A 23,540-nucleotide genomic window follows, 5' to 3' on the forward strand; every position below is an offset into this window, starting at 1 on the left:
TAAGAATGAAAGCAACCAAACCCGCTAAGAACAAGAAAACAGAAGAAGTCACCAGCTTTGTTCGCTGGCGTTTTGTTTTGTTGTGTGGATGTATTGGGTTGGCATTAGCAGGATTACTGACTCGTGTTGCGTACCTACAAATTATTGCACCAGAAAAACTGGTAAAAGAAGGGGACATGCGCTCCCTTCGAGTTCAAGAAGTTTCGATAGCTCGCGGTATGATCAGTGACCGAGAAGGGCGTCAGTTAGCGGTGAGTGTTCCTGTGAATGCTATCTGGGCAGATCCTAAAGAAGTCTTTGAAAAAGGCGGGATCACGAATGATGAACATTGGAAAGCCCTCGCAGATGCACTAGAAATCCCACTTGAACAAATTACCACTAAAATTTCAGCTAACCCGAAAGGGCGCTTTGTTTACCTCGCTCGTCAAGTTAACCCCTCCATTGGTGAATACGTCCGCAAATTAAAAGTTCCGGGGATCTATTTACGTAAAGAATCTCGCCGATATTATCCATCAGGTCCAGTCACTGCCCACTTATTAGGGGTTACCAATATTGATGGTGAAGGTATTGAGGGTGTAGAAAAAAGCTTTAATCGTTGGTTAAAAGGCTCTCCAGGAGAGCGTACGGTACGTAAAGACCGTAATGGACGTGTTATTGAAACAGTTTCCTCCGTTGATAGCCAAGCGGCGCATAACTTGATGCTCAGTATTGATGAGCGCATTCAATCTATTGTGTATCGTGAGCTAACAAAAGGGGTTCAAGAGAACAAAGCAGAATCGGGTGTTGCTATCCTTGTGGACGTGAATACAGGGGAAATTTTAGCGATGGCAAACAGTCCATCCTATAACCCAAATAACCTTGCGGGTACGCCGATGGACTCCATGCGTAACCGGGCTATCACCGATATTTTTGAACCAGGTTCTACTGTGAAGCCACTCGTTGTGATGAGTGCGTTGAACAATAAAATTATTAAAGAAAATACGGTCTTGAATACCTATCCGTACCGCGTTAATGGACATGAAATTAAAGACGTTGCGCGTTACGCAGAGTTATCAATTACCGGTATTTTACAGAAGTCGAGTAACGTTGGTGTTTCAAAATTAGCGTTAGCGATGCCTGCCACAGAGCTGGTGGACGTGTATAGCCGCTTTGGGTTTGGTAAGCCGACTAATCTGGGGTTAGTCGGGGAAAGTAGTGGCATCTTTCCAAGTAAAAAAACACGGTGGTCTGATTTAGAAAGGGCCACCTTTTCTTTCGGGTACGGGCAAATGGTAACACCATTACAACTTGCGCGTGCCTATGCAACGATCGGTAGCTTTGGGGTATATCGCCCATTATCGATTACGAAAGTCGACCCGCCTGTTCCGGGGACCCGAGTATTTCCAGAGCCAATAATGCGCACTGTCGTGCACATGATGGAAAGCGTTGCTCTGCCTGGTGGCGGGGGAACGCGTGCCGCAATTAAAGGCTATCGTATTGCAATTAAAACAGGTACCGCGAAGAAAGTCGGACCTGAAGGGCGTTATATCAATGAATATATCGCTTATACCGCCGGGGTTGCACCAGCCAGCAATCCGCGCTATGCGCTCGTTGTGTTAATCAACGATCCAAAAGCCGGTAAGTACTACGGAGGTGCGGTATCCGCACCTATCTTTGGTTCTATCATGGGTGGGGTTTTACGTCTCATGAATGTGGAGCCAGATGCATTGCAAACAGACGATAAAAGTGAAATCGTGAACAGTCAAAAAGAGGTTAAAAGTGGCAGATCGTAATCTTTGTGAACTCCTCGCCCCATTTGGTGTGAGTACAACAAATATCTCTTTACGAGAGATGACGCTAGACAGTCGTAAGGCTGCCGCGGGTGATCTGTTTATTGCAGTAAAAGGCCATCAGTCAGATGGTAGACACTATATTCCTCAAGCTATCGCTCAAGGGGTTTCTGCGGTGATCGCAGAAGCACACGGCGAAGCTGAAGAAGGCGAAATTCGCTTTGTTCATGGTGTGCCTGTCATTTATCTTAACGACCTAAATAATCGTTTATCTGCATTAGCGGGTGAGTTCTACCATCAACCTTCCTCCCAAATGAAACTAGTGGGTGTGACAGGGACTAACGGTAAAACAACGACGACGCAATTAATTGCTCAATGGGCAAAAGGGTTAGGCGAAACCTCTGCGGTCATGGGGACTGTGGGGAATGGGATTCTGGGGCATGTTTCTCCAAGCGAGAATACCACAGGCTCAGCGGTTGATATTCAACTGGAACTGACCCAATTACTAAATAAAAAAGCCACGTTGACCGCGATGGAAGTGTCTTCCCATGGCTTAGTTCAAGGGCGCGTTGCTGCATTACAATTCGATGCGGCTGTTTTCACTAATTTAAGTCGTGATCACCTTGATTACCATGGCGATATGGCAAACTACGAAGCCGCAAAATGGCTGCTGTTCTCTACTCATCACACAAAAACTCAAATTATTAATGCCGATGATGAAGTAGGACTGAAATGGTTACAGCGTTTACCGCAAGCTTGTGCAGTGACCATGGAAGATAGCATCCCTGCCAACTGGCAAGGTCCATGGTTAAAAACAACGGATGTCGATTACCACGATAAAGGTGCAACGATTCATTTTGCGTCGACTTGGGGTAATGGTTCATTTGAAAGCCCATTAATGGGCGCGTTTAACGTAAGCAACTTATTGCTGGCGATGGCAACCCTACTGATGATGGATTACCCATTAGAAAAACTCCTCGCCACGACCAATGCGTTAATGCCAGTTTGTGGGCGTATGGAAGTGTTCAGTGTAACAGGTAAACCGACGGTAGTTGTTGATTATGCTCATACACCGGATGCCTTAGAAAAAGCGCTAGCAGCAGCCCGTTTACACTGTAAAGGTAAACTGTGGTGTGTATTCGGTTGCGGTGGGGACAGAGATAAAGGGAAACGTCCTTTAATGGGGGCTTCTGCTGAGCAGTATGCGGATAAAGTTGTGATCACTGACGATAATCCACGTAGCGAAGATCCGTTGGATATTATTAATGACATCATGGCAGGTATTTTAGATTCTAGCCGAGTTCTAGCCATCCCTGGTCGCCCAGAAGCAGTGACTAACACGATTTTACAAGCACATCCTGATGATGTGATTTTAGTGGCAGGTAAAGGTCATGAAGATTATCAAATCATTGGTTCACGTCGTTTAGATTATTCAGACCGCTTAACCGTCGCGAGATTATTGGGGGTGATGGCATGATCCCAATCACCTTAAACCAACTGGCACAAGTGACTCAAGGGCGCATTGTTAATGCGACTAATCATGACCTGACTCTGTTAAATGTCAGCACTGATAGCCGTAAAATTGAAGCTAGCTGCCTGTTTATTGCTTTAAAAGGTGAGCGTTTTGATGCTCATGAGTTCGCCGGTCAAGTGGTTGAGGCAGGCGCGACAGCACTGTTAGTTGACCACCAATTGGACGTTAATTGCCCGCAAGTGATTGTGGAAGATACCCGTATTGCCATGGGGCAAGTTGCAGGATGGGTTCGCCAACAATCTAAAGCCAGAGTGGTAGGGCTGACAGGCTCTTCCGGTAAAACGTCAGTCAAAGAAATGACAGCCTCAATTTTGGGGCAACGTGGTAACACGTTATATACCGCAGGTAATCTGAATAATGATATTGGTGTTCCGCTAACGCTATTTCGTTTAACCGATGAGTATCAATTTGCGGTCATCGAAATGGGGGCGAATCACCCACATGAAATTGAATACACAACCAATATCGTTAAGCCAGAAACTGCACTCGTCAATAATTTATTTGGTGCTCATCTTGCTGGCTTTGGCTCTCCAGAAGGTGTCGCAAAAGCCAAAGGTGAAATTTACCAAGGTTTGCCTGAAGAAGGCACGGCGATTGTGAACTTAGACAGTTATTCAGATAAGTGGCAGTTTGGTTCACGCCAAACAGTTTGGTATTACTCACTGACTGAGACAGCGGATTTTTACCCGTCCAATATTCAAATTAAACAGCTCACAACGGATTTCACACTACATACTCCAGTAGGGCAGGTTGAAATTACGTTGCCATTACCCGGTGTACATAATATCGCGAATGTTTTAGCCGCGAGTGCATTAGCTATCTCTGTAGGGGCAACCTTAGAAGATATCAAGCAAGGTATAGCGACGACAAAGGCAGTACCGGGGCGCTTATTCCCAGTACGCTTGAGCGATACCAAAGTGGTGCTGGATGATACCTATAACGCAAATGACGGTTCAATGATTGCAGCGATTAATGTACTGGCAAAAATGCCCGGTTATCGCATTTTAGTCGCTGGCGATATGGGGGAGCTTGGTGATTACGCCCATGAGTGTCATGAGCGCGTTGGTTTAGCAGCGAAACAAGCAGGTTTAGATAAAGTGCTGAGTGTTGGACAGCTAAGCGAAATCATTAGCCAATCTAGCGAGCGCGGTGAGCACTTCACAGTGAAACAAGATTTATTAACCCGACTAATTCCGCTAGCACAGCAGAATGATGTTGTTTCTATTTTAGTTAAAGGTTCACGCAGCTCCGCGATGGAAGATGTTGTGAATGCATTGAAGGAGTGCTTCGAATGTTAGTCTGGTTAGCCGAATTATTAGTCCATAAATTTTCTGCTTTTAACGTCTTTTCCTATTTGACGTTCAGAGCCATTGTCGGTTTGCTGACAGCATTAATTATTGCTTTGTGGATGGGACCACATCTCATTGCTTACCTGCAAAAAATGCAGATTGGTCAAGTTGTCCGTAATGAAGGTCCTGAGTCTCACTTCAGTAAACGTGGTACGCCAACCATGGGCGGGATTTTGATCCTGTTTTCTATTTGTATGTCTGTGCTGTTATGGGCGCGTTTAGACAATCCTTATGTTTGGTGTGTGCTGCTGGTGTTAGTGGGTTACGGTATTGTCGGCTTTGTTGATGATTATCGCAAAGTGGTGAGAAAAGACACCCGTGGTTTGATTGCTCGTTGGAAATATTTCTGGCAATCCGTTCTTGCATTAGTTGTTGCCTTTTCTATGTATGCCATTGGTAAAGACACGCCAGCGACTCAGCTGGTTGTTCCGTTCTTTAAAGATGTGATGCCGCAATTAGGTGTGTTGTACATTTTACTGGCTTACTTCGTTATCGTTGGAACCAGTAACGCCGTTAACTTAACAGACGGCTTAGATGGTTTAGCGATCATGCCAACCGTGTTTGTTGCTGCGGGTTTTGCCTTAGTAGCATGGGCAACAGGTAACGTTAACTTTGCTAACTATCTGCACATTCCATTCTTACCACATGCGGGTGAGTTAGTGATTGTGTGTACCGCGATTGTTGGGGCAGGTTTAGGGTTCTTGTGGTTTAACACCTACCCAGCACAAGTTTTCATGGGTGATGTTGGCTCATTAGCTTTAGGTGGTGCGCTAGGAACTATTGCTGTTCTGCTACGCCAAGAATTCTTATTAGTGATCATGGGCGGTGTGTTTGTCGTTGAAACATTGTCGGTGATTTTACAAGTGGGCTCATTCAAATTACGTGGGCAACGCATTTTCCGTATGGCACCAATTCACCATCACTATGAATTGAAAGGTTGGCCAGAACCACGCGTTATTGTGCGCTTCTGGATTATCTCTCTTATGTTAGTTCTGATTGGACTGGCAACATTGAAGGTGCGTTAAGATGGTACATTCACAGGCTCAGCAGTATCAGGGTAAAAACGTCGTGATAATTGGCTTAGGATTAACTGGGCTTTCCTGCGTTGACTTTTTCCTTGCTCGTGGGGTTGTACCTCGCGTGATGGATACCCGTGCTGTGCCACCTGGTGTTGATAAACTCCCTGAACAGGTTACCTGCCATCGTGGCAGCCTGAACAATGAATGGTTGCAACATGCTGATTTGATTGTAGCGAGCCCAGGTATTGCGCTAGCAACACCACAGCTACAAGAAGCTGCAAAAAATGGTATTGAAATTGTTGGTGATATTGAGCTGTTTTGTCGTGAAGCGGATGCACCAATCGTCGCAATCACAGGTTCTAATGGTAAAAGCACGGTAACTTCTCTTGTGGGAGAAATGGCGAAATCAGCTGGAATTTCCGTTGGTGTGGGCGGAAATATCGGTATTCCTGCAGTTTCTTTGCTCAATCAAGGGCATAGCCTGTTTGTGTTGGAACTGTCTAGCTTCCAATTAGAAACTACATCTAGCCTACGAGCAGCGGCTGCGACCGTGTTGAATGTGACTGAAGATCATATGGATCGCTACCCATTGGGGCTTGAGCAATATCGTGCGGCAAAACTACGTATTTATGATAATGCAAAGCATTGCATTGTGAATGCGCAGGATCCGTTAACGCTTCCTCATCACCAAGAGTTAAGTCAATGCACAAGTTTTGGCTTAAACAGTGGCGATTATTATTTTGATACTCAAAAACGTGTTTTAGTGGCTCAAGGTGAAGTGGTACTGGATGTAACAAAAATGCATTTGACGGGGCAGCATAACTATATGAATGCGTTGGCGGCATTAGCATTAGCAGATACCGTTGCAATTCCTCGTGAAGCGAGCATTCAAGTTTTAAAAGAGTATGCTGGTTTAGTGCACCGTTTCCAGTTGGTCTTATTCAATCGTGGTGTACGTTGGATTAATGACTCAAAAGCGACCAATGTGGGCAGTACCGAAGCCGCACTCAATGGGTTGCACGTGGATGGGACTGTCTATCTATTGCTAGGTGGTGATGGTAAATCAGCCGATTTTTCATCATTGAAAAAGTATATTGCGGCGGATAACTACCGCTTGTACTGCTTCGGTCGTGATGGTCAGCAACTCGCGCAGTTAGTGCCTGAAAAATCAGTGCTGACTGAGACGATGGAACAGAGTATGCGCCAAATTGCGCCGCTCTTGAAATCGGGCGATATGGTGCTGTTATCCCCTGCATGTGCCAGCTTAGATCAGTTTAAAAGCTTTGAGCAACGTGGTGATGTGTTTGCTCAGCTCGCTAAGGAGTTAGGTTAATGACCATACCGGGTGCTTTACGTTTAAAAAACTGGATCATCGGTGAAAAGAATGGCGTGATTTCAGGCTCGACACTCTACGATCGTACATTGGTTTGGTTAGCATTCGGTTTGGCAGCAGTTGGTTTCATTATGGTGACATCCGCATCAATGCCAGTCGGGCAGCGATTAACCGATGACCCATTTTATTTTGCAAAACGTGATGTGGTGTATTTAGTTGTCGCATTCCTCCTGGCTTTAGGAGTGATGCGTGTCTCAATGGCAACATGGGAAAAATACAGTTTTATCTTGCTGATGGGCGCGTTAGCCATGTTGGCGGTGGTATTAGTTGCGGGAAGCTCGGTTAACGGGGCATCGCGCTGGATTGACATTGGTATTGTGAAAATTCAGCCCGCCGAAATTTCAAAATTTGCCTTGTTTTGCTATGTATCCAGTTATTTAGTCCGTAAGTCAGACGAGGTACGCACCAAGTTTTTTGGTTTTGTAAAACCGATGTGTATTTTGATCATGATGGCGTTGCTGCTACTGTTACAGCCGGATTTAGGAACGGTGGTTGTACTGGTTGTGACAACGCTGGGGTTACTGTTTCTAGCGGGGGCTCGTTTAGCACCATTTATTATTGGTATCGCAGCTTGTGGCGTAGGGGTACTGGCTTTAATTGTTTTCGAGCCTTATCGTTTGCGCCGCGTAACGTCATTCTTAAATCCATGGGATGACCCGTTTGGTAGTGGATATCAGCTAACACAGTCACTGATGGCATTTGGTCGAGGGGAGCTCTTAGGACAAGGTTTGGGTAACTCAGTACAAAAACTAGAATACTTACCTGAAGCGCATACCGACTTTATTTTCTCCGTACTCGCCGAAGAGCTTGGTTATGTGGGCGTCGTGCTGGTTTTACTGATGGTCTTTATGTTGGCATTTAGAGCGATGATGGTGGGGCGTAGAGCGCTACTGACCAAACAATTATTTGGTGGTTATCTCGCATGTGCTATCGGTATTTGGTTTACCTTCCAAGCATTAGTTAACGTTGGTGCTGCTGCGGGTATGTTGCCAACAAAAGGTCTAACTCTCCCACTGATTAGTTACGGGGGATCGAGTTTATTAGTGATGTCAGCGGCGATCTCTGTGTTACTTAGAATTGATTATGAAACACGACTTGAGAAAGCTCAGGCGTTTGTAAGGAGTTCCAAATGAGTCAGGCAAAAAAATTACTCGTTATGGCAGGCGGAACTGGGGGGCACGTTTTTCCCGGCTTAGCTGTGGCGCATTATTTGCAGGCTCAAGGTTGGGAAATCCGCTGGTTAGGTACTGCTGATCGTATGGAAGCAACCTTGGTGCCTAAACATGGTATTGATATTGAGTTTATCCAAATTTCAGGTTTAAGAGGCAAAGGCATTGGTGCGTTACTGGGAGCACCTTGGCGGATTTACAAAGCGATTCGTCAAGCGAAAAGCATTATTCAGCGCTACCAACCCGATGCGGTTTTGGGGATGGGCGGATATGTCTCTGGTCCTGGTGGTATTGCTGCTTGGCAATGTGGTGTCCCTGTTGTCTTGCATGAGCAAAATGGCATTGCTGGATTAACCAATAAATGGTTATCAAAAATCGCTAAACGTGTTTTGCAAGCCTTCCCTGGTGCCTTTCCTAATGCGCCTGTTGTGGGTAACCCTGTACGTGAGGATGTATTGGCATTACCAGCACCACAAGAGCGTTTAACAGGGCGCGATGGCGCGGTACGTGTATTAGTTGTGGGTGGAAGTCAAGGAGCTCGAATTTTAAATCAAGTCATGCCATTAGTTGCTGGAAAAGCAAGCAAACAGTTAAATATCTGGCATCAGGCTGGAAAAGGCAGTAAGGAATCGACAGAAGCATTGTATAATGATTTTTTGCAAAATTCAGGCGATTCTGAGTTTAAAGTGACTGAATTTATTGATGATATGGCACAAGCTTACGCATGGGCTGATATTGTGGTGTGTCGTTCAGGTGCATTAACTGTCAGCGAAATTGCGGCGGCAGGTTTACCTGCGATTTTTGTTCCTTTCCAGCACAAAGACCGTCAACAGTATTGGAATGCGCTGCCTCTGGAACAAGCAGGTGCAGCTAAAATTATTGAACAGCCACAATTTACGGCGGAAGCCGTTGCTGAGTTACTCAATAAGTGGGATAGAACCGAATTATTATCGATGGCAGAGAAAGCCTATAGCTGTGCCATCACTGATGCAACCGAGCGTGTTGCTGCGGTTATTTGCGATGTAGCGAAGAAATAGCATAAGCCTCGCAAAATAGCGTGCATCTTACAAAATAGAATGTAGACAGAATTTACAGAGAAGCGGAAATATAGTGAATACACAACAGTTAGCGAAATTAAGAACATCAGTGCCAGAAATGCGTAGAGTACGGCACATTCATTTTGTCGGCATCGGCGGTGCTGGCATGGGTGGTATCGCTGAAGTGTTGGCTAACGAAGGTTATGAAATTAGTGGTTCAGATCTTGCTCCGAACGCAGTCACTCAGCAATTAACTGAATTGGGTGCAACGATTTATTTTAATCATCGCCCTGAAAATGTTGAAAATGCGAGTGTGGTTGTGGTTTCCACGGCGATTTCTGCTGAGAACCCAGAAATTCAAGCTGCTAAAGAATTACGTATTCCGGTCATCCGTCGTGCAGAGATGCTCGCTGAATTAATGCGTTACCGTCACGGTATTGCAGTCGCAGGCACTCACGGTAAAACTACCACAACGGCGATGATTTCTGGAATCTATGCACAAGCTGGTTTAGACCCAACATTTGTTAATGGTGGACTCGTTAAATCAGCGGGGACTCATGCACGTTTAGGTAGCAGTCGCTACTTAATTGCGGAAGCGGATGAAAGTGATGCTTCTTTCTTGCATTTACAGCCATTAGTCGCTGTTGTGACAAATATTGAAGCTGATCATATGGATACCTATCAGGGTAATTTTGAAAACCTGACAGATACATTCATTAACTTCCTGCATAACTTGCCATTTTATGGCCGTGCAGTCATGTGTATCGATGACCCCGTTATTCGCTCATTATTACCTAAAATTGGTCGTTACATTACGACTTATGGCTTTAGTGAAGACGCTGATGTACGAATCACTAAATACGAGCAAAAAGGGAATCAAGGTTTCTTCACCATTGCGCGTGAAGGAATGCCTGAGCTGACTGTTGTTCTGAATGCACCGGGACGTCACAATGCGCTCAATGCTACTGCCGCGGTTGCGGTGGCAACCGAAGAGGGTATCGATGATCTACACATTCTGTCTGCACTGGTTGAATTCCAAGGCACAGGTCGCCGCTTTGATTTCTTAGGTAATTATGCGTTGCGTAATGTGAATGGGAAAGAAGGCGACGTGATGCTAGTTGATGACTATGGTCATCACCCAACTGAAGTCGATGCCACCATTAAAGCAGCGCGAGCTGGCTGGCCAGATAAGCGTATCGTCATGGTATTCCAGCCACACCGTTATACACGAACTCGTGACCTATATGATGACTTTGCGAATGTCTTGGGACAGGTTGATGTCCTACTGATGCTGGAAGTTTATTCTGCGGGTGAGAAGCCTGTACCGGGAGCTGATAGCCGTTCATTGTGCCGTACAATTCGCAGTCGTGGGCAGGTTGACCCAATTTTTGTTGCAGAACCAGAACAAGTTTCACATATGCTGGCTCAAGTTCTTGATGATAACGACTTAATTTTAGTTCAAGGCGCAGGAAATATTGGTAAAATAGCCAAAAACCTAGCAGAAACGAAGTTACAACCACCAATGGTTGAGGAATAAGCATGACAGAAAAAATTGCGGTTCTATTTGGAGGCACATCCGCTGAACGTGAAGTTTCACTTCAGTCAGGTAATGCGGTCTTGGCGGGATTACGTCAAGCAGGCATTGATGCCCATCCAATTGACACCCAAGATTTTCCTGTTGTGACATTAAAAGAAGCTGGTTTTGATAAAGCGTTTATCGCCTTGCATGGTCGTGGCGGAGAAGACGGCACGATACAAGGCATGCTTGAGTTTATGGGGCTTCCATACACAGGTAGTGGCGTTATGGCATCTGCGCTGAGTATGGATAAGCTGCGCACCAAACAACTCTGGCAAGGTGCGGGTCTAAGTGTTTCTCCATATATTTCACTTAACAGACAGAAATATACTAATATTAAAAAAGAGCAACTAGCTCAGCAAGTTAAGCACTTAGGATTGCCGTTAATCGTTAAGCCGAGTTTGGAAGGTTCCAGTGTTGGAATGAGTAAAGTGGATTCTCTGGATGAATTACCAGAAGCCATTGAGTTAGCCTTCCAATTTGACGATACGTTATTGATTGAAAAGTGGTTAAGTGGTCCAGAGTATACGGTGGCAGTATTAGGTGATGAAGTTCTACCTTCTATCCGTATTCAACCACCGGGTATTTTTTATGATTATGAAGCAAAATATCTGTCCGATGAGACTCAATATTTCTGCCCAAGTGGATTAACGAATGACCTCGAGGCAAAACTTGCGGATATGGCGATGAAAGCTTATCAGGCAGTGGGTTGCCGTGGCTGGGGGCGCGTTGATGTGATGCAAGATAGTGATGGCGAATTCTATTTACTTGAAGTTAATACTTCACCGGGAATGACCAGTCACAGTTTAGTCCCAATGGCTGCGCGTCAAGCGGGTATGGATTTTTCGCAGTTAGTGGTACGAATTTTGGAATTGGCTAGTTAATATGTCACAGGCAGCGTTAAACGTAAGGCACCATAATCATAATAGCGGTCAGCAAGATGAAGACCCGCGCTCAAGACCCAGCAATGGGGCGTTTTTGAGCGGATTGATTTTCTTCCTCATGGTTGTCGGCACCATTGTATGGAGCGGCTGGACTGTGATGAACTGGATGAAGGATGCCGATAGGCTGCCTATGTCCAAACTGATATTGACTGGAGAACGCAATTACACCACAAACGACGATGTTCGAAAGGCGATTTTATCATTAGGTCAGCCAGGAACATTTATGACGGTGGATGTTAATGCAATTCAGAATCAAATCAGCATGATGCCTTGGATCCGACAAGTTACTGTGCGCAAACAGTGGCCAGATGAATTAAAAATCCATATTGCGGAATATAAGCCTTACGCAAGATGGAATGACCAAAATATGGTCGATCAAGAAGGGCGCGTTTTTACCCTTCCACCTAGCCAAAATGGTAAAGGTGATTATGTGATGCTGTATGGTCCGCAAGGTAGCCAAACAGAAGTTTTGAAAGAATTTGCTGTGTTAAGTGGTATTTTGGCTAAAAATAACTTGAAACTAAAATCCGTTTCTATGACAGCGCGCCATGCATGGCAAATTATTTTAGATAATGATGTAAGAGTCGAACTTGGGAAAAAAGATGTGTTAGAGCGGTTAAACCGTTTTCTCGAGCTTTATCCGCTTTTACAGCAAACGACTGATAAGCGCGTCGATTATGTCGACTTGCGTTATACCAGTGGAGCAGCGGTGGGGTGGGCGCCTCTATTAGTTGACGCACCGCAAGGCTTCCAATAAGACAAATTGCTAAAAACTCAAATTAGGCAAATAGGCAGAAGCAAATGATTAAAGCAACGGACAGAAAATTAGTGGTAGGCCTTGAAATTGGAACTTCCAAGGTGTCGGCCCTTGTAGGTGAAATTCTGCCCGATGGTATGGTTAATATTATTGGGGTGGGAAGCTGTCCATCTCGCGGAATGGACAAAGGTGGCGTTAACGACCTTGAGTCGGTTGTTAAATGCGTCCAAAGAGCGATTGACCAAGCTGAATTAATGGCAGATTGCCAAATCTCTTCTGTTTACCTTGCATTATCAGGTAAACATGTGAGTTGCCAAAATGAAATTGGTATGGTGCCAATTTCAGAAGAAGAAGTGACCCAAGAAGATGTTGATAGTGTGGTTCATACGGCAAAATCTGTCCGAGTTAAAGACGAACACCGAATTCTGCATGTTATCCCGCAAGAATTTGCAATTGACTACCAAGAAGGTATTAAAAACCCAGTCGGTCTTTCGGGTGTTCGTATGCAAGCTAAAGTTCATCTAATCACTTGCCATAACGATATGGCGAAGAATATCGTGAAAGCGGTTGAGCGTTGCGGATTAAAAGTTGACCAGCTTATTTTTGCCGGTCTAGCAGCAAGCTACAGTGTCCTCACAGAAGATGAACGCGAATTAGGTGTCTGTGTTGTTGATGTCGGCGGTGGCACAATGGACATGGCGGTTTATACGGGTGGTGCTTTGCGTCATACCAAAGTGATCCCATACGCAGGAAATGTGGTTACAAGTGATATCGCTTACGCTTTTGGAACACCTCCAACGGATGCAGAAGCGATTAAAGTACGTCACGGCTGTGCAGTCGGTTCGATTGTGAGTAAAGATGAAACGGTGGAAGTGCCGAGTGTAGGCGGTCGTCCTCCAAGAAGTTTACAGCGTCAAACCTTAGCAGAAGTGATTGAGCCACGGTATACTGAGCTGTTAAATTTAGTCAATGAAGAAATTTTAAATTTACAGGAACAGTTACGCCTGCAAGGTGTCAAACACCACTTAGCGGCTGGGATAGTTTTGACGGGTGGTGCAGCACAAATTGATGGGCTAGTTGAATGCGCTCAAAAAGTGTTTCATACGCAAGTCAGAATTGGAACCCCACTTAATATAACAGGATTAACGGATTATGCTCAGGAGCCATACTATTCCACAGCGGTAGGGCTTCTGCATTACGGTAAAGAAAGCCATCTTGGCGATGATACCGAAACGGAAAAACGTGCTTCAGTTAGCGGGTGGTTTAGTAAGCTCACCAGCTGGTTGAGAAAAGAATTTTAATTTTTATTTAGAAGCATATTATTAGCTTCAATAGTAAGCACAAAACGGAGAGACATTATGTTTGAACCAATGGAGCTAACCAACGATGCGGTGATTAAAGTCATCGGCGTTGGCGGCGGCGGCGGAAATGCCGTTGAACACATGGTACGCGAGCGCATCGAAGGTGTTGAGTTCTTTGCTGTCAACACTGATGCACAAGCTTTGCGTAAAACCGCAGTCGGACAAACCATTCAGATCGGTACAGGTATTACGAAAGGTCTGGGTGCGGGGGCAAACCCTGAAGTTGGTCGTAACGCGGCGGAAGAAGACCGTGAAGCACTGCGCAATGCTCTTGATGGCGCAGATATGGTGTTTATCGCAGCGGGTATGGGCGGTGGTACCGGTACTGGTGCGGCTCCAGTTGTTGCTGAAGTTGCTAAAGAATTAGGTATCCTGACTGTTGCTGTTGTGACTAAGCCATTCAACTTTGAAGGCAAAAAGCGCATGGCATTCGCGGAAGCGGGTATCACTGAGCTGTCTAAACATGTTGACTCGCTGATCACTATCCCTAACGACAAACTACTGAAAGTACTTGGTCGTGGTATCTCTTTGCTGGATGCTTTTGGTGCGGCAAATGACGTATTAAAAGGTGCAGTTCAAGGTATCGCTGAACTGATCACTCGTCCAGGTTTAATGAACGTGGACTTTGCTGACGTGCGTACAGTAATGTCAGAAATGGGTTATGCGATGATGGGTTCAGGTGTGGCTCGTGGCGAAGATAGAGCGGAAGAAGCAGCTGAAATGGCTATTTCTAGTCCTCTTCTGGAAGACATCGACCTGTCAGGTGCGCGTGGTGTTCTGGTCAACATTACTGCTGGTTTCGACCTGCGCTTGGATGAGTTTGAAACAGTGGGTAACACCATTCGTGCATTCGCATCTGATAATGCGACTGTCGTAATCGGTACTTCTTTAGACCCAGAAATGCACGAAGAATTGCGTGTGACTGTTGTTGCTACAGGTATTGGCATGGACAAACGTCCAGAAATTACTTTAGTGAGCAATAAAATGTCTCAGCAAACTTCTATGGAGCAGCGCTATCAGCAAATGCAAAATAGCATGTCTTCATTAAATGATGAAAAACCAGCTGCAAAAGCCGTTAACGACCAAAATACGCAAGCAAATAAAGAGCCGGATTATTTAGATATCCCAGCTTTCTTGCGTAAACAGGCCGATTAATTTTTAATTATATTGGTTTTTCCGCTTTTTGTGCTAAAATTTTCTACTGGTTATCAATTAAGATAGCCAGTAGGACTTATAACATTGCGAGAAAATACGATGATCAAACAACGGACACTTAAACGTATTATTAAAGCGACTGGTGTTGGTTTACATACCGGCAAGAAAGTTACGCTTACTTTACGTCCGGCACCGGCCAATACCGGGGTCATCTACCGTCGTACTGACCTTAATCCACCGGTAGATTTTCCGGCAGATGCGAAATCAGTTCGCGATACTATGTTATGTACTTGCTTAGTCAACGAAGATAACGTACGTATTTCAACTGTTGAGCATTTGAATGCTGCTTTAGCAGGGTTAGGTATCGATAACATTGTTATTGAAGTCAATGCGCCTGAAATCCCGATTATGGATGGCAGTGCTGCACCGTTTGTTTTCTTACTGCTCGATGGCGGTATTGAAGAATTAAATTGTGCGAAGAAATTCTTACGCATTAAAGAAACTGTACGTGTTGAAGATGGTGATAAGTGGGCGGAAATGTCCCCATACAATGGCTTTAGCCTTGATTTCACTATTGATTTTCAACACCCTGCAATTGATAGCAGCACGCAACGCTATGCAATGGATTTCTCAGCGGAATCTTTTGTAAACCAAATTAGCCGCGCGCGTACATTCGGTTTCATGCGTGACATTGAATATCTGCAATCGAAAGGCCTATGCTTAGGCGGTAGTTTTGACTGTGCTATCGTCGTTGATGACTACAAAGTTCTCAACGAAGATGGTTTACGCTTTGAAGATGAATTCGTTCGTCACAAAATGCTTGATGCAATTGGTGACTTATTCATGTGTGGACATAACATTATTGGTGCATTCACTGCATTTAAATCGGGTCACGCATTGAATAATAAACTATTGCAAGCGGTTCTTGCTAAAGAGTCTGCTTGGGATTTAGTAACCTTTGAAGACGAAGCTGAATTACCTCTGGCATTCAAAGCGCCTTCGACTGTATTCGCATAATAGTTTCTATTATGCGGCTATCTCTGCTAGTCAGAGCTAGCCTTTTCTGTTGGTTGCATTAGTACTCTCTCCGGCTAATGCAGCCAGCCGCTCAAACCTCTCTTTTAATCCTTTTGGACTCTTTTCTGCTAATCTTAATAACTGCTCAGCAGTTTGTGTACTAATCTGTCTTTGATTACGATTTTCCCTTTGATTCACTGATTGCTTATTCAATGAGCTATTTTGCTTAGATTTTCGTATAAGATCAGGATTGATTCTGATGTCGATGGAAGATAAAGATGGTAGAATAGATGACCTTAACGCAGAAAGAAGATTTGTTCTTTCATAATTAAGGCGGGTCATCCAGCTGGCATTAGCTACTTCGATAACCATAATGTTATTTCGATAGTTTGCTACTCGACACATCGGTTTAATTTCCGCTGGCAGCAAGCTTTTTACAACTCGATTCAATTTTAGAATAGCTTTTGCATTTCGCTGAATGGTTTGTAAAGTGTTTGATGTTTTAGCCAGAGACTCTTCGAGAACATCGAAAAGTGCTTGTGGATGACTATCTCTCATTGTGAACTCTCATTTTGCGCTTTCGCCAACGATGTTAGGACATAATTGGGAATAATACTTTAATCTATAAATTATATAAGAGTTTGATGGGTATTTTAAATTTTTGGCGACATTTAGGTAGACGATACTTTTGGTCCCACCTTTTATTAGGTGTTGTGGCTACGGGTGTAGGCTTGCCTACAATTTTAAATGCCTTATCGGAATCCCAGCAAACTTTAATCAATTCTGCGCCAGCAAATCGACAAAGCCAAGCTGTCAATGCATTCGATAATTTATTCGCTCAGCAGAATTCTCAGCGTTCTTCATCCTCATCCTCTTATTCTGTCAATTACTGGCAGCAGCATGCGGTACGTAATGTTATCCGCCAGCTGACTTTTGCTTTTTCTGCAACTGAAGATGAAGGTACCGATAAAAGCAAGTTACAAAAAGAACCTTTATTTGCCCCTCAGTTAATGCTGGATACGTTGTATGCCATGCTGGCTCAACGGTCACTTCAATGGGATGTGGCAACCACTCAAGCGAGTGAATACATCTACCCCCTCTTTTCCGTTTATCAGCCTGCAATTTGGGTTGCTCAGGTGCATGGCATTCGGGCAGGACCATTTTTTGCCTAAATCTATTTAACGATACTTACTCCACTACGGAGCGAGTTTTATCGTGCCAAAAATCACTGATTTTAATAATTAATTGATTTACCTGAGAAAAAATATGTTAACTAAACTATTAACCAAAGTATTTGGTAGCCGTAATGACCGTACTCTGCGCCGTCTGCGTAAAGAGGTGGAAAAAATTAACCAGCTAGAGCCTGAGTTTGAGAAATTATCGGATGACGAGCTGAAAGCCAAAACCGCAGAATTTCGTGAGCGTTTAAAGCAAGGCGAAAGCATTGAAAATATGATTCCTGAAGCGTTTGCGACAGTGCGTGAAGCAAGTAAACGTGTATTCGGTATGCGTCATTTCGACGTTCAGTTAATCGGTGGTATGGTTCTGAACGAACGTTGCATCGCAGAAATGCGTACAGGTGAAGGTAAAACACTGACTGCAACGCTGCCAGCATACATTAACGCATTATCAGGCAAAGGGGTTCACGTTGTTACCGTGAACGACTACTTAGCAAAACGTGATGCGGAAAATAACCGTCCATTATTCGAATTTTTAGGTTTAACGGTTGGTATTAACTTATCGGGTATGGCTCCACCTGCAAAGCGTCAAGCTTATGCGGAAGACATTACTTACGGTACTAACAACGAATTTGGTTTTGACTATTTACGTGACAACATGGCATTTAGCCCAGAAGATCGCGTTCAACGTAAACTGCATTACGCATTAGTGGATGAGGTGGACTCTATCCTTATCGATGAAGCGCGTACGCCACTGATCATTTCAGGCCCAGCGGAAGATAGCTCTGATCTGTACATCAAAGTGGACAAGCTGATCCCGAAACTCGTTCGCCAAGAAAAAGAAGACTCAGACACTTTCCAAGGTGAAGGTCACTTCTCGGTTGATGAAAAATCTCGTCAGGTAACAATTACAGAGCGCGGTCTGGTTCTGGTTGAAGAATTACTGGCAAAAGCTGGTTTAATGGATGAAGGCGAGTCGCTTTATTCACCATCAAACATTATGCTGATGCACCACGTCATGGCAGGTTTACGTGCACACGCACTGTTTACTCGTGATGTTGACTATATTGTTAAAGATAACCAAGTCATTATTGTCGACGAACATACAGGTCGTACAATGGAAGGGCGCCGTTGGTCTGATGGTCTGCACCAAGCTGTTGAAGCAAAAGAAGGTGTTGAAATTCATAATGAAAACCAAACATTGGCATCTATCACTTTCCAGAACTATTTCCGCTTATACGAAAAATTAGCGGGTATGACAGGTACAGCAGATACCGAAGCATTCGAATTTAGTTCTATCTATAAACTGGATACGATTGTTATCCCAACTAACCGTCCAATGGTTCGTAAGGATATGCCTGATTTAGTCTATATGACTGAAGCAGACAAATTTGAAGCAATTATTGAAGATATTCGTGATAAAACGTCCAAAGGTCAGCCAGTTCTGGTCGGTACCATTTCGATTGAAAAATCTGAATTAATTTCACATGCTCTGAATAAAGCGAAAATTGCTCATAACGTATTGAATGCGAAATTCCACGCAATGGAAGCTGATATTATCGCTAATGCGGGGCAAAAAAGCGCCGTAACCATCGCAACTAACATGGCGGGGCGTGGTACCGATATTATGTTAGGGGGAAGCTGGCAGTCAGAAGTGGCTGCGTTAGAGAACCCAACGCAAGAACAAATTGATGAAATCAAAGCGAACTGGAAAATTCGTCACGATGAAGTTTTAGCGGCTGGCGGTTTACATATCATCGGTACTGAGCGTCATGAATCTCGCCGTATCGATAACCAGTTACGTGGTCGTGCGGGACGCCAAGGTGATGCTGGTTCATCACGTTTCTATCTGTCAATGGAAGATGCTTTAATGCGTATCTTCGCATCAGACCGTGTAACGGGCATGATGAAAAAACTGGGTATGAAACCTGGTGAAGCCATTGAACATCCATGGGTTACTAAAGCGATTGCGAATGCACAACGTAAAGTTGAAAGCCGTAACTTTGATATTCGTAAACAGTTACTTGAGTATGATGATGTAGCAAGTGACCAACGCCGCGCTATTTATGCTCAGCGTAATGAGCTGCTGGATGGTGGCGATATCAAAGAAACCGTAGATAGCATTCGTGAAGATGTGTTTACCACCATTATCGATGCATATATTCCACCTCAATCTCTGGAAGAGATGTGGGATATTGACGGTTTACAGAAACGTTTAGTTAATGACTTTGACCTCGACTTACCAATTCAAGAGTGGTTGGATAAAGAACCTGAACTTCATGAGGAAACGTTACGTGAACGTATCATGGAAAAAGCAGTGGAAATTTACCAACGTAAAGAAGAGATTGTTGGTGCTGAGGCGATGCGTAATTTTGAAAAAGGCGTTATGTTACAGACGCTGGATACACTGTGGAAAGAGCACTTAGCTTCTATGGATTATTTACGTCAAGGTATTCACTTACGTGGATATGCGCAAAAAGATCCAAAACAAGAATACAAGCGTGAATCTTTCAGTATGTTTGCAAACATGTTGGAAGCACTGAAATATGAAGTGATCAGTACTCTGTCAAAAGTTCAGGTGCGCTTACCTGAAGAAGTTGAAGCATTAGAACAACAACGTCGTGAAGAAGCAGAGCGCTTGGCTAAGAAGCAGCATTTAAGCCATGAAGCGGAAGCTGAATCGTTAATGACTGAAACAGAAGCGAAAATTGCAACTCAAGGTCATAAAATTGGTCGTAATGATCCATGCCCTTGTGGTTCTGGTAAAAAATACAAACAGTGCCATGGCCGTTTGAATTAATGTAAAGTTTGATAACTAATAAATAAAGGCGGGGAAACCCGCCTTTTTAATGACGAAATTATGGAAAAAAAACATCTGCATATTGCCGCTGGGATCATTCGTAATTCTCAGCAACATATTTTTATTACTCAGCGCCCTGAGGGTACTCATATGGCGGGGTTCTGGGAATTCCCTGGCGGAAAGCTAGAAAAAGGAGAGCATCCAAAGGATGCATTAATTCGTGAACTAGAGGAAGAAGTTGGTATTGCAGTCACTGACTGTAATTTATTCCATCAAGTTGATCATGAATTTGAAGATAGATTTATCACCCTTTACTTTTTTATGGTTTCAGACTGGGAAAATGAACCGTATGGAAAAGAGGGGCAAAAATCACGTTGGATTAAACAACACGACTTAATAGCGGAAGATTTTCCACTCGCTAACCGCGTGATTGTAGATATGCTGACAAAAAAGGTTTAACACAATCTTTAATGCTATTCTGTTAAGGGAGTACTAAGAATAGAGATGAAAATAGCCTAATGATGGCTATTTTCACTGTTAATCTAGAAAATAAAGTTAGTACTCTGGCGGTTCGCTCCAGCTTTCACTGTCTGAAATATCACCTTGGCTTTCAATGCGTTTATCTTCGGTTGCCCATTCACCTAAATCAATAAGTTGGCAGCGTTTACTGCAAAATGGACGGAAGGGACTCGATTCATTCCACACAACAATTTTTTGGCAGGTAGGGCAATTGACTTCAATAATTTCACTCATACATCGACTCTCAAACTAACAACAGGCTAACTGAAAACGAATGACGTCTGGCAGTATACCATTCTCGCTATCGATATGAAGAAAACGTAAGGCAAAACGAGTTTTATGCCCTGAAATTTGTGGATATATCAAATTATCTGGAGCTAGCCGAATACGTAAAAGTTCTTTTCCTTCAACACTACCTTGGTAAAAGCCATTATGAGATTCAGCGGCTTCAAAGCTTCCGTTTTGGCGAATAAGCAGTAGGACAGTTTCTAAGGCCTCTTGTAAAGGGTCTAAACTATTTAGCCAGCTTTTGATTTCGTTATCTCTATCTGCTTGAGGCATATTGAGCCATAGTTGTAGGGTAGGTAAATCAAAGCTACAGCAACCACCAGGAATACTGAGGCGCTGACGAACCATACTAATGATTTTATCATTACGCAGTTGATGACCAAATCTAGGAGCAGACATCAAACTACTTATTTTCGGAGTTAATTCATTCAGAAATGAAGTGATTAATGTTTTATCAACATTTGGTGAGTCTATCCAGTTAAGTAGTCGATTTTTTTGTTTTTCTAGCTCTTTGATAAGGTCAGAGCGAACCTCACCTCTATCTAGAATTTCAATTAATTCAGATACTGAGCGAAAAAAAGCAATTCCTGAAGAGTATGAGGTAATGTTGCTCTGCTCATAGATTTGCATTAATAACGTTTCAAGGCGCAACCAAGAACGAATTTTTTCATTCATTGGATATTCATAAGTAACCAAAGTTGTCTCGATGTGTTCGCTCATACTCATTCCTATTCTTTTTGTGCTGCAAGTGCTAGGTATTGTTTGTGTAGTTCAACAACTTTATTTGGTATATCGGCATCATTAGTATGATTGGTGATAATATCATCAGCATATGAGAGTCTTTCTTCTCTAGATGCCTGTGCATCTAATATGTGAATAACATGCTCACGGTCTGCGTTATCGCGTTGAATTGTTCTTTCTATCTGCTCTTCTCGAGTGACGTCAACGACAAGAACACGATCCGCTAAATGCGTAATCTTATTTTCAACAAGTAAGGGAACAACCCATAAAACATAAGGATAGTTAGCCTGCTGAAGTTGTTTTTGCGTTTCTTGTTGTATCAAAGGGTGAAGAAGAGCATTTAACCACATTTTTTCTTCTGGCTTTGAAAACACGACGGTTCGCAAATAACCCCTATTTAAAGAGCCATCATGATTTATTACATTTTGACCAAAATGCTGTGCAATACTCATGATCGCAGGGGTATTCGGTTCAACAACTTGGCGGGCAATAACATCAGCATCAACTAGTGGAACTCCTAGCTTAGCAAACTCGTTGGCAACCGTTGTTTTACCACTTCCTATTCCCCCTGTGAGGGCAACAATATAAGACATAAAAATTCTTTAATTCACTGGAAATAAGTCAGATTACACTGAAAGTTTTAATTTGTCTTTATACAATTTAAGCAAGCTATGATGTTATGGATATAACTGTGACTTCAAACAGTTTTTACTATCTAAATTTAACTGTTTTCTTTGGATGCATAGTTAAGCACCCGAAATTACCGAGCCTAAATTAAATATGGGTAAGTACATTGCAAACATAATTAAGCAGACAACTATTGCTATAAATAAAAGTAAAATAGGCTCAAGGTTTTTGAGTTGCTGTTCTGTAATAGTTTCATATTGCTGAGTGTAATACTTAAATAAATATAATGTAAAGTATTCTAGTTTTCCTGACTCTTCAGCAAGAGAAATGAGTTGAATGGCTAAGTCAGGGAATAAATGTGTATTTTTCATTGCATCTGATAATGAGCTACCTTTAAGAACAGAGTAACATATTTCATTACATTCTTTATTATACTGACTATGTTTAATAATTCTTGCTGAGCAATCAAGACATTCAGATAGGGACAATCCTGATTTTAAGGTTGAGGAAAGAGTCAGAAAATACAGGTTCAAGCTCTTCATTCGGATGATGTTCTTAATATAGGGTAAAAAATCCATTAAAAACCCCAACCTATTCGATATAGAAGATTTATATCTTATACCTATGAATATAGTAGGAAATAGAATTGCTAAGATTTCTCTCGTATTATCAATAATAGAGTTGGATATTAAGAGAACGGCTTTTGTTATAGCAGGCAGTTCTTGTTGAAAGTTCTCATAAATCTCAGCAAATTGAGGAATGACAAAAACCAACATAATAATCAGTAACAAGCTGGAAAAACCTATCAAGGTAATTGGATAACGTAAGGCTTTTTTGATTAAAATTGATGTTTTTTGATTATTTTCAAGCATATTTTTAATGATTAAAAAGCTTTCATCATATTTTCCGGTTTTTTCAGCAATCCTAATTAAGCTAATAATGGTTGGATTGAAAATATGAGGGTATTTTTTAAAATTTATAATAAAATTATTTCCTTTTTCTAGGTCGCTAATCGTATGATTAATAATATCTCGCCAAAAAGGTAGGTGGCAATTGAGTTGAAGCAATTGAAAGCACTTTAGTAAACTAATTCCTGATGAGGATAGAATGTTAAGTTGATGAAAAAAGTGAATTCTATAATTCAAATTTTCCGCATCAAAAATAAAAATAGACTTTAATTTTATTGATATGGGTGTTTGCCCTCGATTAATGATTTCTAAAAATGCTTGTTTTTTACTTTTTGCAATTAAGCTGTCAGCTACATAATAATTATTGTTTAATGAGGTGTAACTATAAATGAACATTGA

At 42.9% G+C, this 23,540-nt stretch carries 21 protein-coding genes; 16 read left to right on the plus strand and 5 right to left on the minus strand.

All coding sequences use genetic code 11. The features are described 5' to 3' along the window. Positions 1–5 precede the first annotated feature (5 nt). The 13 genes from ftsI (at position 6) to lpxC (ending at position 16,080) form a co-directional block, all read left to right on the plus strand. A complete protein-coding gene (gene ftsI, locus PROVALCAL_RS17870; protein WP_006660752.1) occupies positions 6–1,772 on the plus strand; it encodes a peptidoglycan glycosyltransferase FtsI in 1,767 nt (588 codons plus the stop codon). Next, positions 1,759–3,246, plus strand: a complete 1,488-nt coding sequence (gene murE, locus PROVALCAL_RS17875) for a UDP-N-acetylmuramoyl-L-alanyl-D-glutamate--2,6-diaminopimelate ligase (RefSeq protein WP_006660753.1) — start codon at positions 1,759–1,761, stop codon at positions 3,244–3,246. Before ftsI ends, murE begins: the two co-directional genes overlap by 14 nt. Further along, on the plus strand, positions 3,243–4,601 hold the full coding sequence (gene murF, locus PROVALCAL_RS17880; RefSeq protein ID WP_006660754.1) for a UDP-N-acetylmuramoyl-tripeptide--D-alanyl-D-alanine ligase: 1,359 nt from the start codon (positions 3,243–3,245) through the stop codon (positions 4,599–4,601). The genes murE and murF overlap by 4 nt, the downstream gene beginning before the upstream one ends. Then, on the plus strand, positions 4,595–5,677 hold the full coding sequence (gene mraY / locus PROVALCAL_RS17885) for a phospho-N-acetylmuramoyl-pentapeptide-transferase (RefSeq protein WP_006660755.1): 1,083 nt from the start codon (positions 4,595–4,597) through the stop codon (positions 5,675–5,677). Before murF ends, mraY begins: the two co-directional genes overlap by 7 nt. Position 5,678: 1 nt before the next feature. After that, positions 5,679–7,004 (plus strand): UDP-N-acetylmuramoyl-L-alanine--D-glutamate ligase, encoded by a 1,326-nt coding sequence (murD, locus tag PROVALCAL_RS17890; protein WP_006660756.1) that lies wholly within the window; start codon positions 5,679–5,681, stop codon positions 7,002–7,004. Next, positions 7,004–8,197, plus strand: coding sequence for a cell division protein FtsW (gene ftsW, locus PROVALCAL_RS17895; RefSeq protein WP_006660757.1), 1,194 nt, complete (start codon positions 7,004–7,006; stop codon positions 8,195–8,197). Before murD ends, ftsW begins: the two co-directional genes overlap by 1 nt. After that, positions 8,194–9,270, plus strand: coding sequence for an undecaprenyldiphospho-muramoylpentapeptide beta-N-acetylglucosaminyltransferase (murG, locus tag PROVALCAL_RS17900; protein ID WP_006660758.1), 1,077 nt, complete (start codon positions 8,194–8,196; stop codon positions 9,268–9,270). The genes ftsW and murG overlap by 4 nt, the downstream gene beginning before the upstream one ends. Before the next feature lie 73 nt (positions 9,271–9,343). Continuing rightward, entirely contained in the window at positions 9,344–10,807 is a 1,464-nt protein-coding gene (murC, locus tag PROVALCAL_RS17905; protein ID WP_006661159.1) for a UDP-N-acetylmuramate--L-alanine ligase, read from the plus strand. 2 nt (positions 10,808–10,809) lie between these two features. Next, complete coding sequence (locus PROVALCAL_RS17910) at positions 10,810–11,730, plus strand: D-alanine--D-alanine ligase (RefSeq protein WP_006660760.1); 921 nt, start codon at positions 10,810–10,812, stop codon at positions 11,728–11,730. A gap of 1 nt (position 11,731) precedes the next feature. Continuing rightward, positions 11,732–12,547, plus strand: a complete 816-nt coding sequence (gene ftsQ, locus PROVALCAL_RS17915; RefSeq protein WP_006660761.1) for a cell division protein FtsQ — start codon at positions 11,732–11,734, stop codon at positions 12,545–12,547. 44 nt (positions 12,548–12,591) lie between these two features. Further along, positions 12,592–13,848 (plus strand): cell division protein FtsA, encoded by a 1,257-nt coding sequence (gene ftsA, locus PROVALCAL_RS17920; protein ID WP_006660762.1) that lies wholly within the window; start codon positions 12,592–12,594, stop codon positions 13,846–13,848. 57 nt (positions 13,849–13,905) lie between these two features. Beyond that, positions 13,906–15,063: a cell division protein FtsZ gene (gene ftsZ, locus PROVALCAL_RS17925; RefSeq protein ID WP_006660763.1), complete on the plus strand. Its 1,158-nt coding sequence runs from the start codon at positions 13,906–13,908 to the stop codon at positions 15,061–15,063. Positions 15,064–15,162: 99 nt separating this feature from the next. Then, complete coding sequence (gene lpxC / locus PROVALCAL_RS17930) at positions 15,163–16,080, plus strand: UDP-3-O-acyl-N-acetylglucosamine deacetylase (protein WP_006660764.1); 918 nt, start codon at positions 15,163–15,165, stop codon at positions 16,078–16,080. Positions 16,081–16,116: 36 nt separating this feature from the next. Here lpxC and PROVALCAL_RS17935 read toward each other — a convergent pair whose 3' ends face one another. After that, complete coding sequence (locus PROVALCAL_RS17935) at positions 16,117–16,638, minus strand: DUF721 domain-containing protein (RefSeq protein WP_006660765.1); 522 nt, start codon at positions 16,636–16,638, stop codon at positions 16,117–16,119. 86 nt (positions 16,639–16,724) lie between these two features. Here PROVALCAL_RS17935 and secM point away from each other — a divergent pair, with 86 nt between their 5' ends. The 3 genes from secM to mutT all read left to right on the plus strand — a co-directional run bounded on the left by secM (position 16,725) and on the right by mutT (position 20,517). Further along, the gene (secM, locus tag PROVALCAL_RS17940) at positions 16,725–17,252 is read left to right on the plus strand and encodes a secA translation cis-regulator SecM (protein ID WP_006660766.1); all 528 of its coding nucleotides are present in this window, start codon (positions 16,725–16,727) and stop codon (positions 17,250–17,252) included. A 94-nt stretch (positions 17,253–17,346) separates the two neighbouring features. Next, positions 17,347–20,058, plus strand: a complete 2,712-nt coding sequence (secA, locus tag PROVALCAL_RS17945) for a preprotein translocase subunit SecA (protein ID WP_006660767.1) — start codon at positions 17,347–17,349, stop codon at positions 20,056–20,058. A 60-nt stretch (positions 20,059–20,118) separates the two neighbouring features. Continuing rightward, positions 20,119–20,517 (plus strand): 8-oxo-dGTP diphosphatase MutT, encoded by a 399-nt coding sequence (mutT, locus tag PROVALCAL_RS17950; protein ID WP_006660768.1) that lies wholly within the window; start codon positions 20,119–20,121, stop codon positions 20,515–20,517. 96 nt (positions 20,518–20,613) lie between these two features. Here mutT and yacG read toward each other — a convergent pair whose 3' ends face one another. From yacG to PROVALCAL_RS17970, 4 genes are all read right to left on the minus strand, one after another. Further along, positions 20,614–20,811, minus strand: coding sequence for a DNA gyrase inhibitor YacG (yacG, locus tag PROVALCAL_RS17955; protein ID WP_006660769.1), 198 nt, complete (start codon positions 20,809–20,811; stop codon positions 20,614–20,616). A 15-nt stretch (positions 20,812–20,826) separates the two neighbouring features. Then, positions 20,827–21,585, minus strand: coding sequence for a cell division protein ZapD (gene zapD, locus PROVALCAL_RS17960; protein WP_006661164.1), 759 nt, complete (start codon positions 21,583–21,585; stop codon positions 20,827–20,829). Positions 21,586–21,593: 8 nt separating this feature from the next. Continuing rightward, entirely contained in the window at positions 21,594–22,199 is a 606-nt protein-coding gene (gene coaE, locus PROVALCAL_RS17965; protein WP_006660771.1) for a dephospho-CoA kinase, read from the minus strand. 153 nt (positions 22,200–22,352) lie between these two features. After that, entirely contained in the window at positions 22,353–23,537 is a 1,185-nt protein-coding gene (locus PROVALCAL_RS17970) for a type II secretion system F family protein (RefSeq protein ID WP_006660772.1), read from the minus strand. Positions 23,538–23,540 lie beyond the last annotated feature (3 nt).

The organism is Providencia alcalifaciens DSM 30120 (genome assembly GCF_000173415.1).
Lineage (GTDB): Bacteria > Pseudomonadota > Gammaproteobacteria > Enterobacterales > Enterobacteriaceae > Providencia > Providencia alcalifaciens.

Bases quoted from the DNA above. Each gene is read 5' to 3' on its own strand.
- secA (WP_006660767.1), top strand. From the start codon at position 17,347: ATGTTAACTAAACTATTAACCAAAGTATTTGGTAGCCGTAATGACCGT.
- murD (WP_006660756.1), top strand. From the start codon at position 5,679: ATGGTACATTCACAGGCTCAGCAGTATCAGGGTAAAAACGTCGTGATA.
- murF (WP_006660754.1), top strand. From the start codon at position 3,243: ATGATCCCAATCACCTTAAACCAACTGGCACAAGTGACTCAAGGGCGC.
- coaE (WP_006660771.1), bottom strand. From the start codon at position 22,199: ATGTCTTATATTGTTGCCCTCACAGGGGGAATAGGAAGTGGTAAAACA.
- murG (WP_006660758.1), top strand. From the start codon at position 8,194: ATGAGTCAGGCAAAAAAATTACTCGTTATGGCAGGCGGAACTGGGGGG.
- ftsI (WP_006660752.1), top strand. From the start codon at position 6: ATGAAAGCAACCAAACCCGCTAAGAACAAGAAAACAGAAGAAGTCACC.
- PROVALCAL_RS17910 (WP_006660760.1), top strand. From the start codon at position 10,810: ATGACAGAAAAAATTGCGGTTCTATTTGGAGGCACATCCGCTGAACGT.
- zapD (WP_006661164.1), bottom strand. From the start codon at position 21,585: ATGAGCGAACACATCGAGACAACTTTGGTTACTTATGAATATCCAATG.
- mutT (WP_006660768.1), top strand. From the start codon at position 20,119: ATGGAAAAAAAACATCTGCATATTGCCGCTGGGATCATTCGTAATTCT.
- mraY (WP_006660755.1), top strand. From the start codon at position 4,595: ATGTTAGTCTGGTTAGCCGAATTATTAGTCCATAAATTTTCTGCTTTT.
- PROVALCAL_RS17935 (WP_006660765.1), bottom strand. From the start codon at position 16,638: ATGAGAGATAGTCATCCACAAGCACTTTTCGATGTTCTCGAAGAGTCT.
- ftsQ (WP_006660761.1), top strand. From the start codon at position 11,732: ATGTCACAGGCAGCGTTAAACGTAAGGCACCATAATCATAATAGCGGT.
- secM (WP_006660766.1), top strand. From the start codon at position 16,725: ATGGGTATTTTAAATTTTTGGCGACATTTAGGTAGACGATACTTTTGG.
- lpxC (WP_006660764.1), top strand. From the start codon at position 15,163: ATGATCAAACAACGGACACTTAAACGTATTATTAAAGCGACTGGTGTT.
- PROVALCAL_RS17970 (WP_006660772.1), bottom strand. From the start codon at position 23,537: ATGTTCATTTATAGTTACACCTCATTAAACAATAATTATTATGTAGCT.
- ftsW (WP_006660757.1), top strand. From the start codon at position 7,004: ATGACCATACCGGGTGCTTTACGTTTAAAAAACTGGATCATCGGTGAA.
- ftsA (WP_006660762.1), top strand. From the start codon at position 12,592: ATGATTAAAGCAACGGACAGAAAATTAGTGGTAGGCCTTGAAATTGGA.
- yacG (WP_006660769.1), bottom strand. From the start codon at position 20,811: ATGAGTGAAATTATTGAAGTCAATTGCCCTACCTGCCAAAAAATTGTT.
- ftsZ (WP_006660763.1), top strand. From the start codon at position 13,906: ATGTTTGAACCAATGGAGCTAACCAACGATGCGGTGATTAAAGTCATC.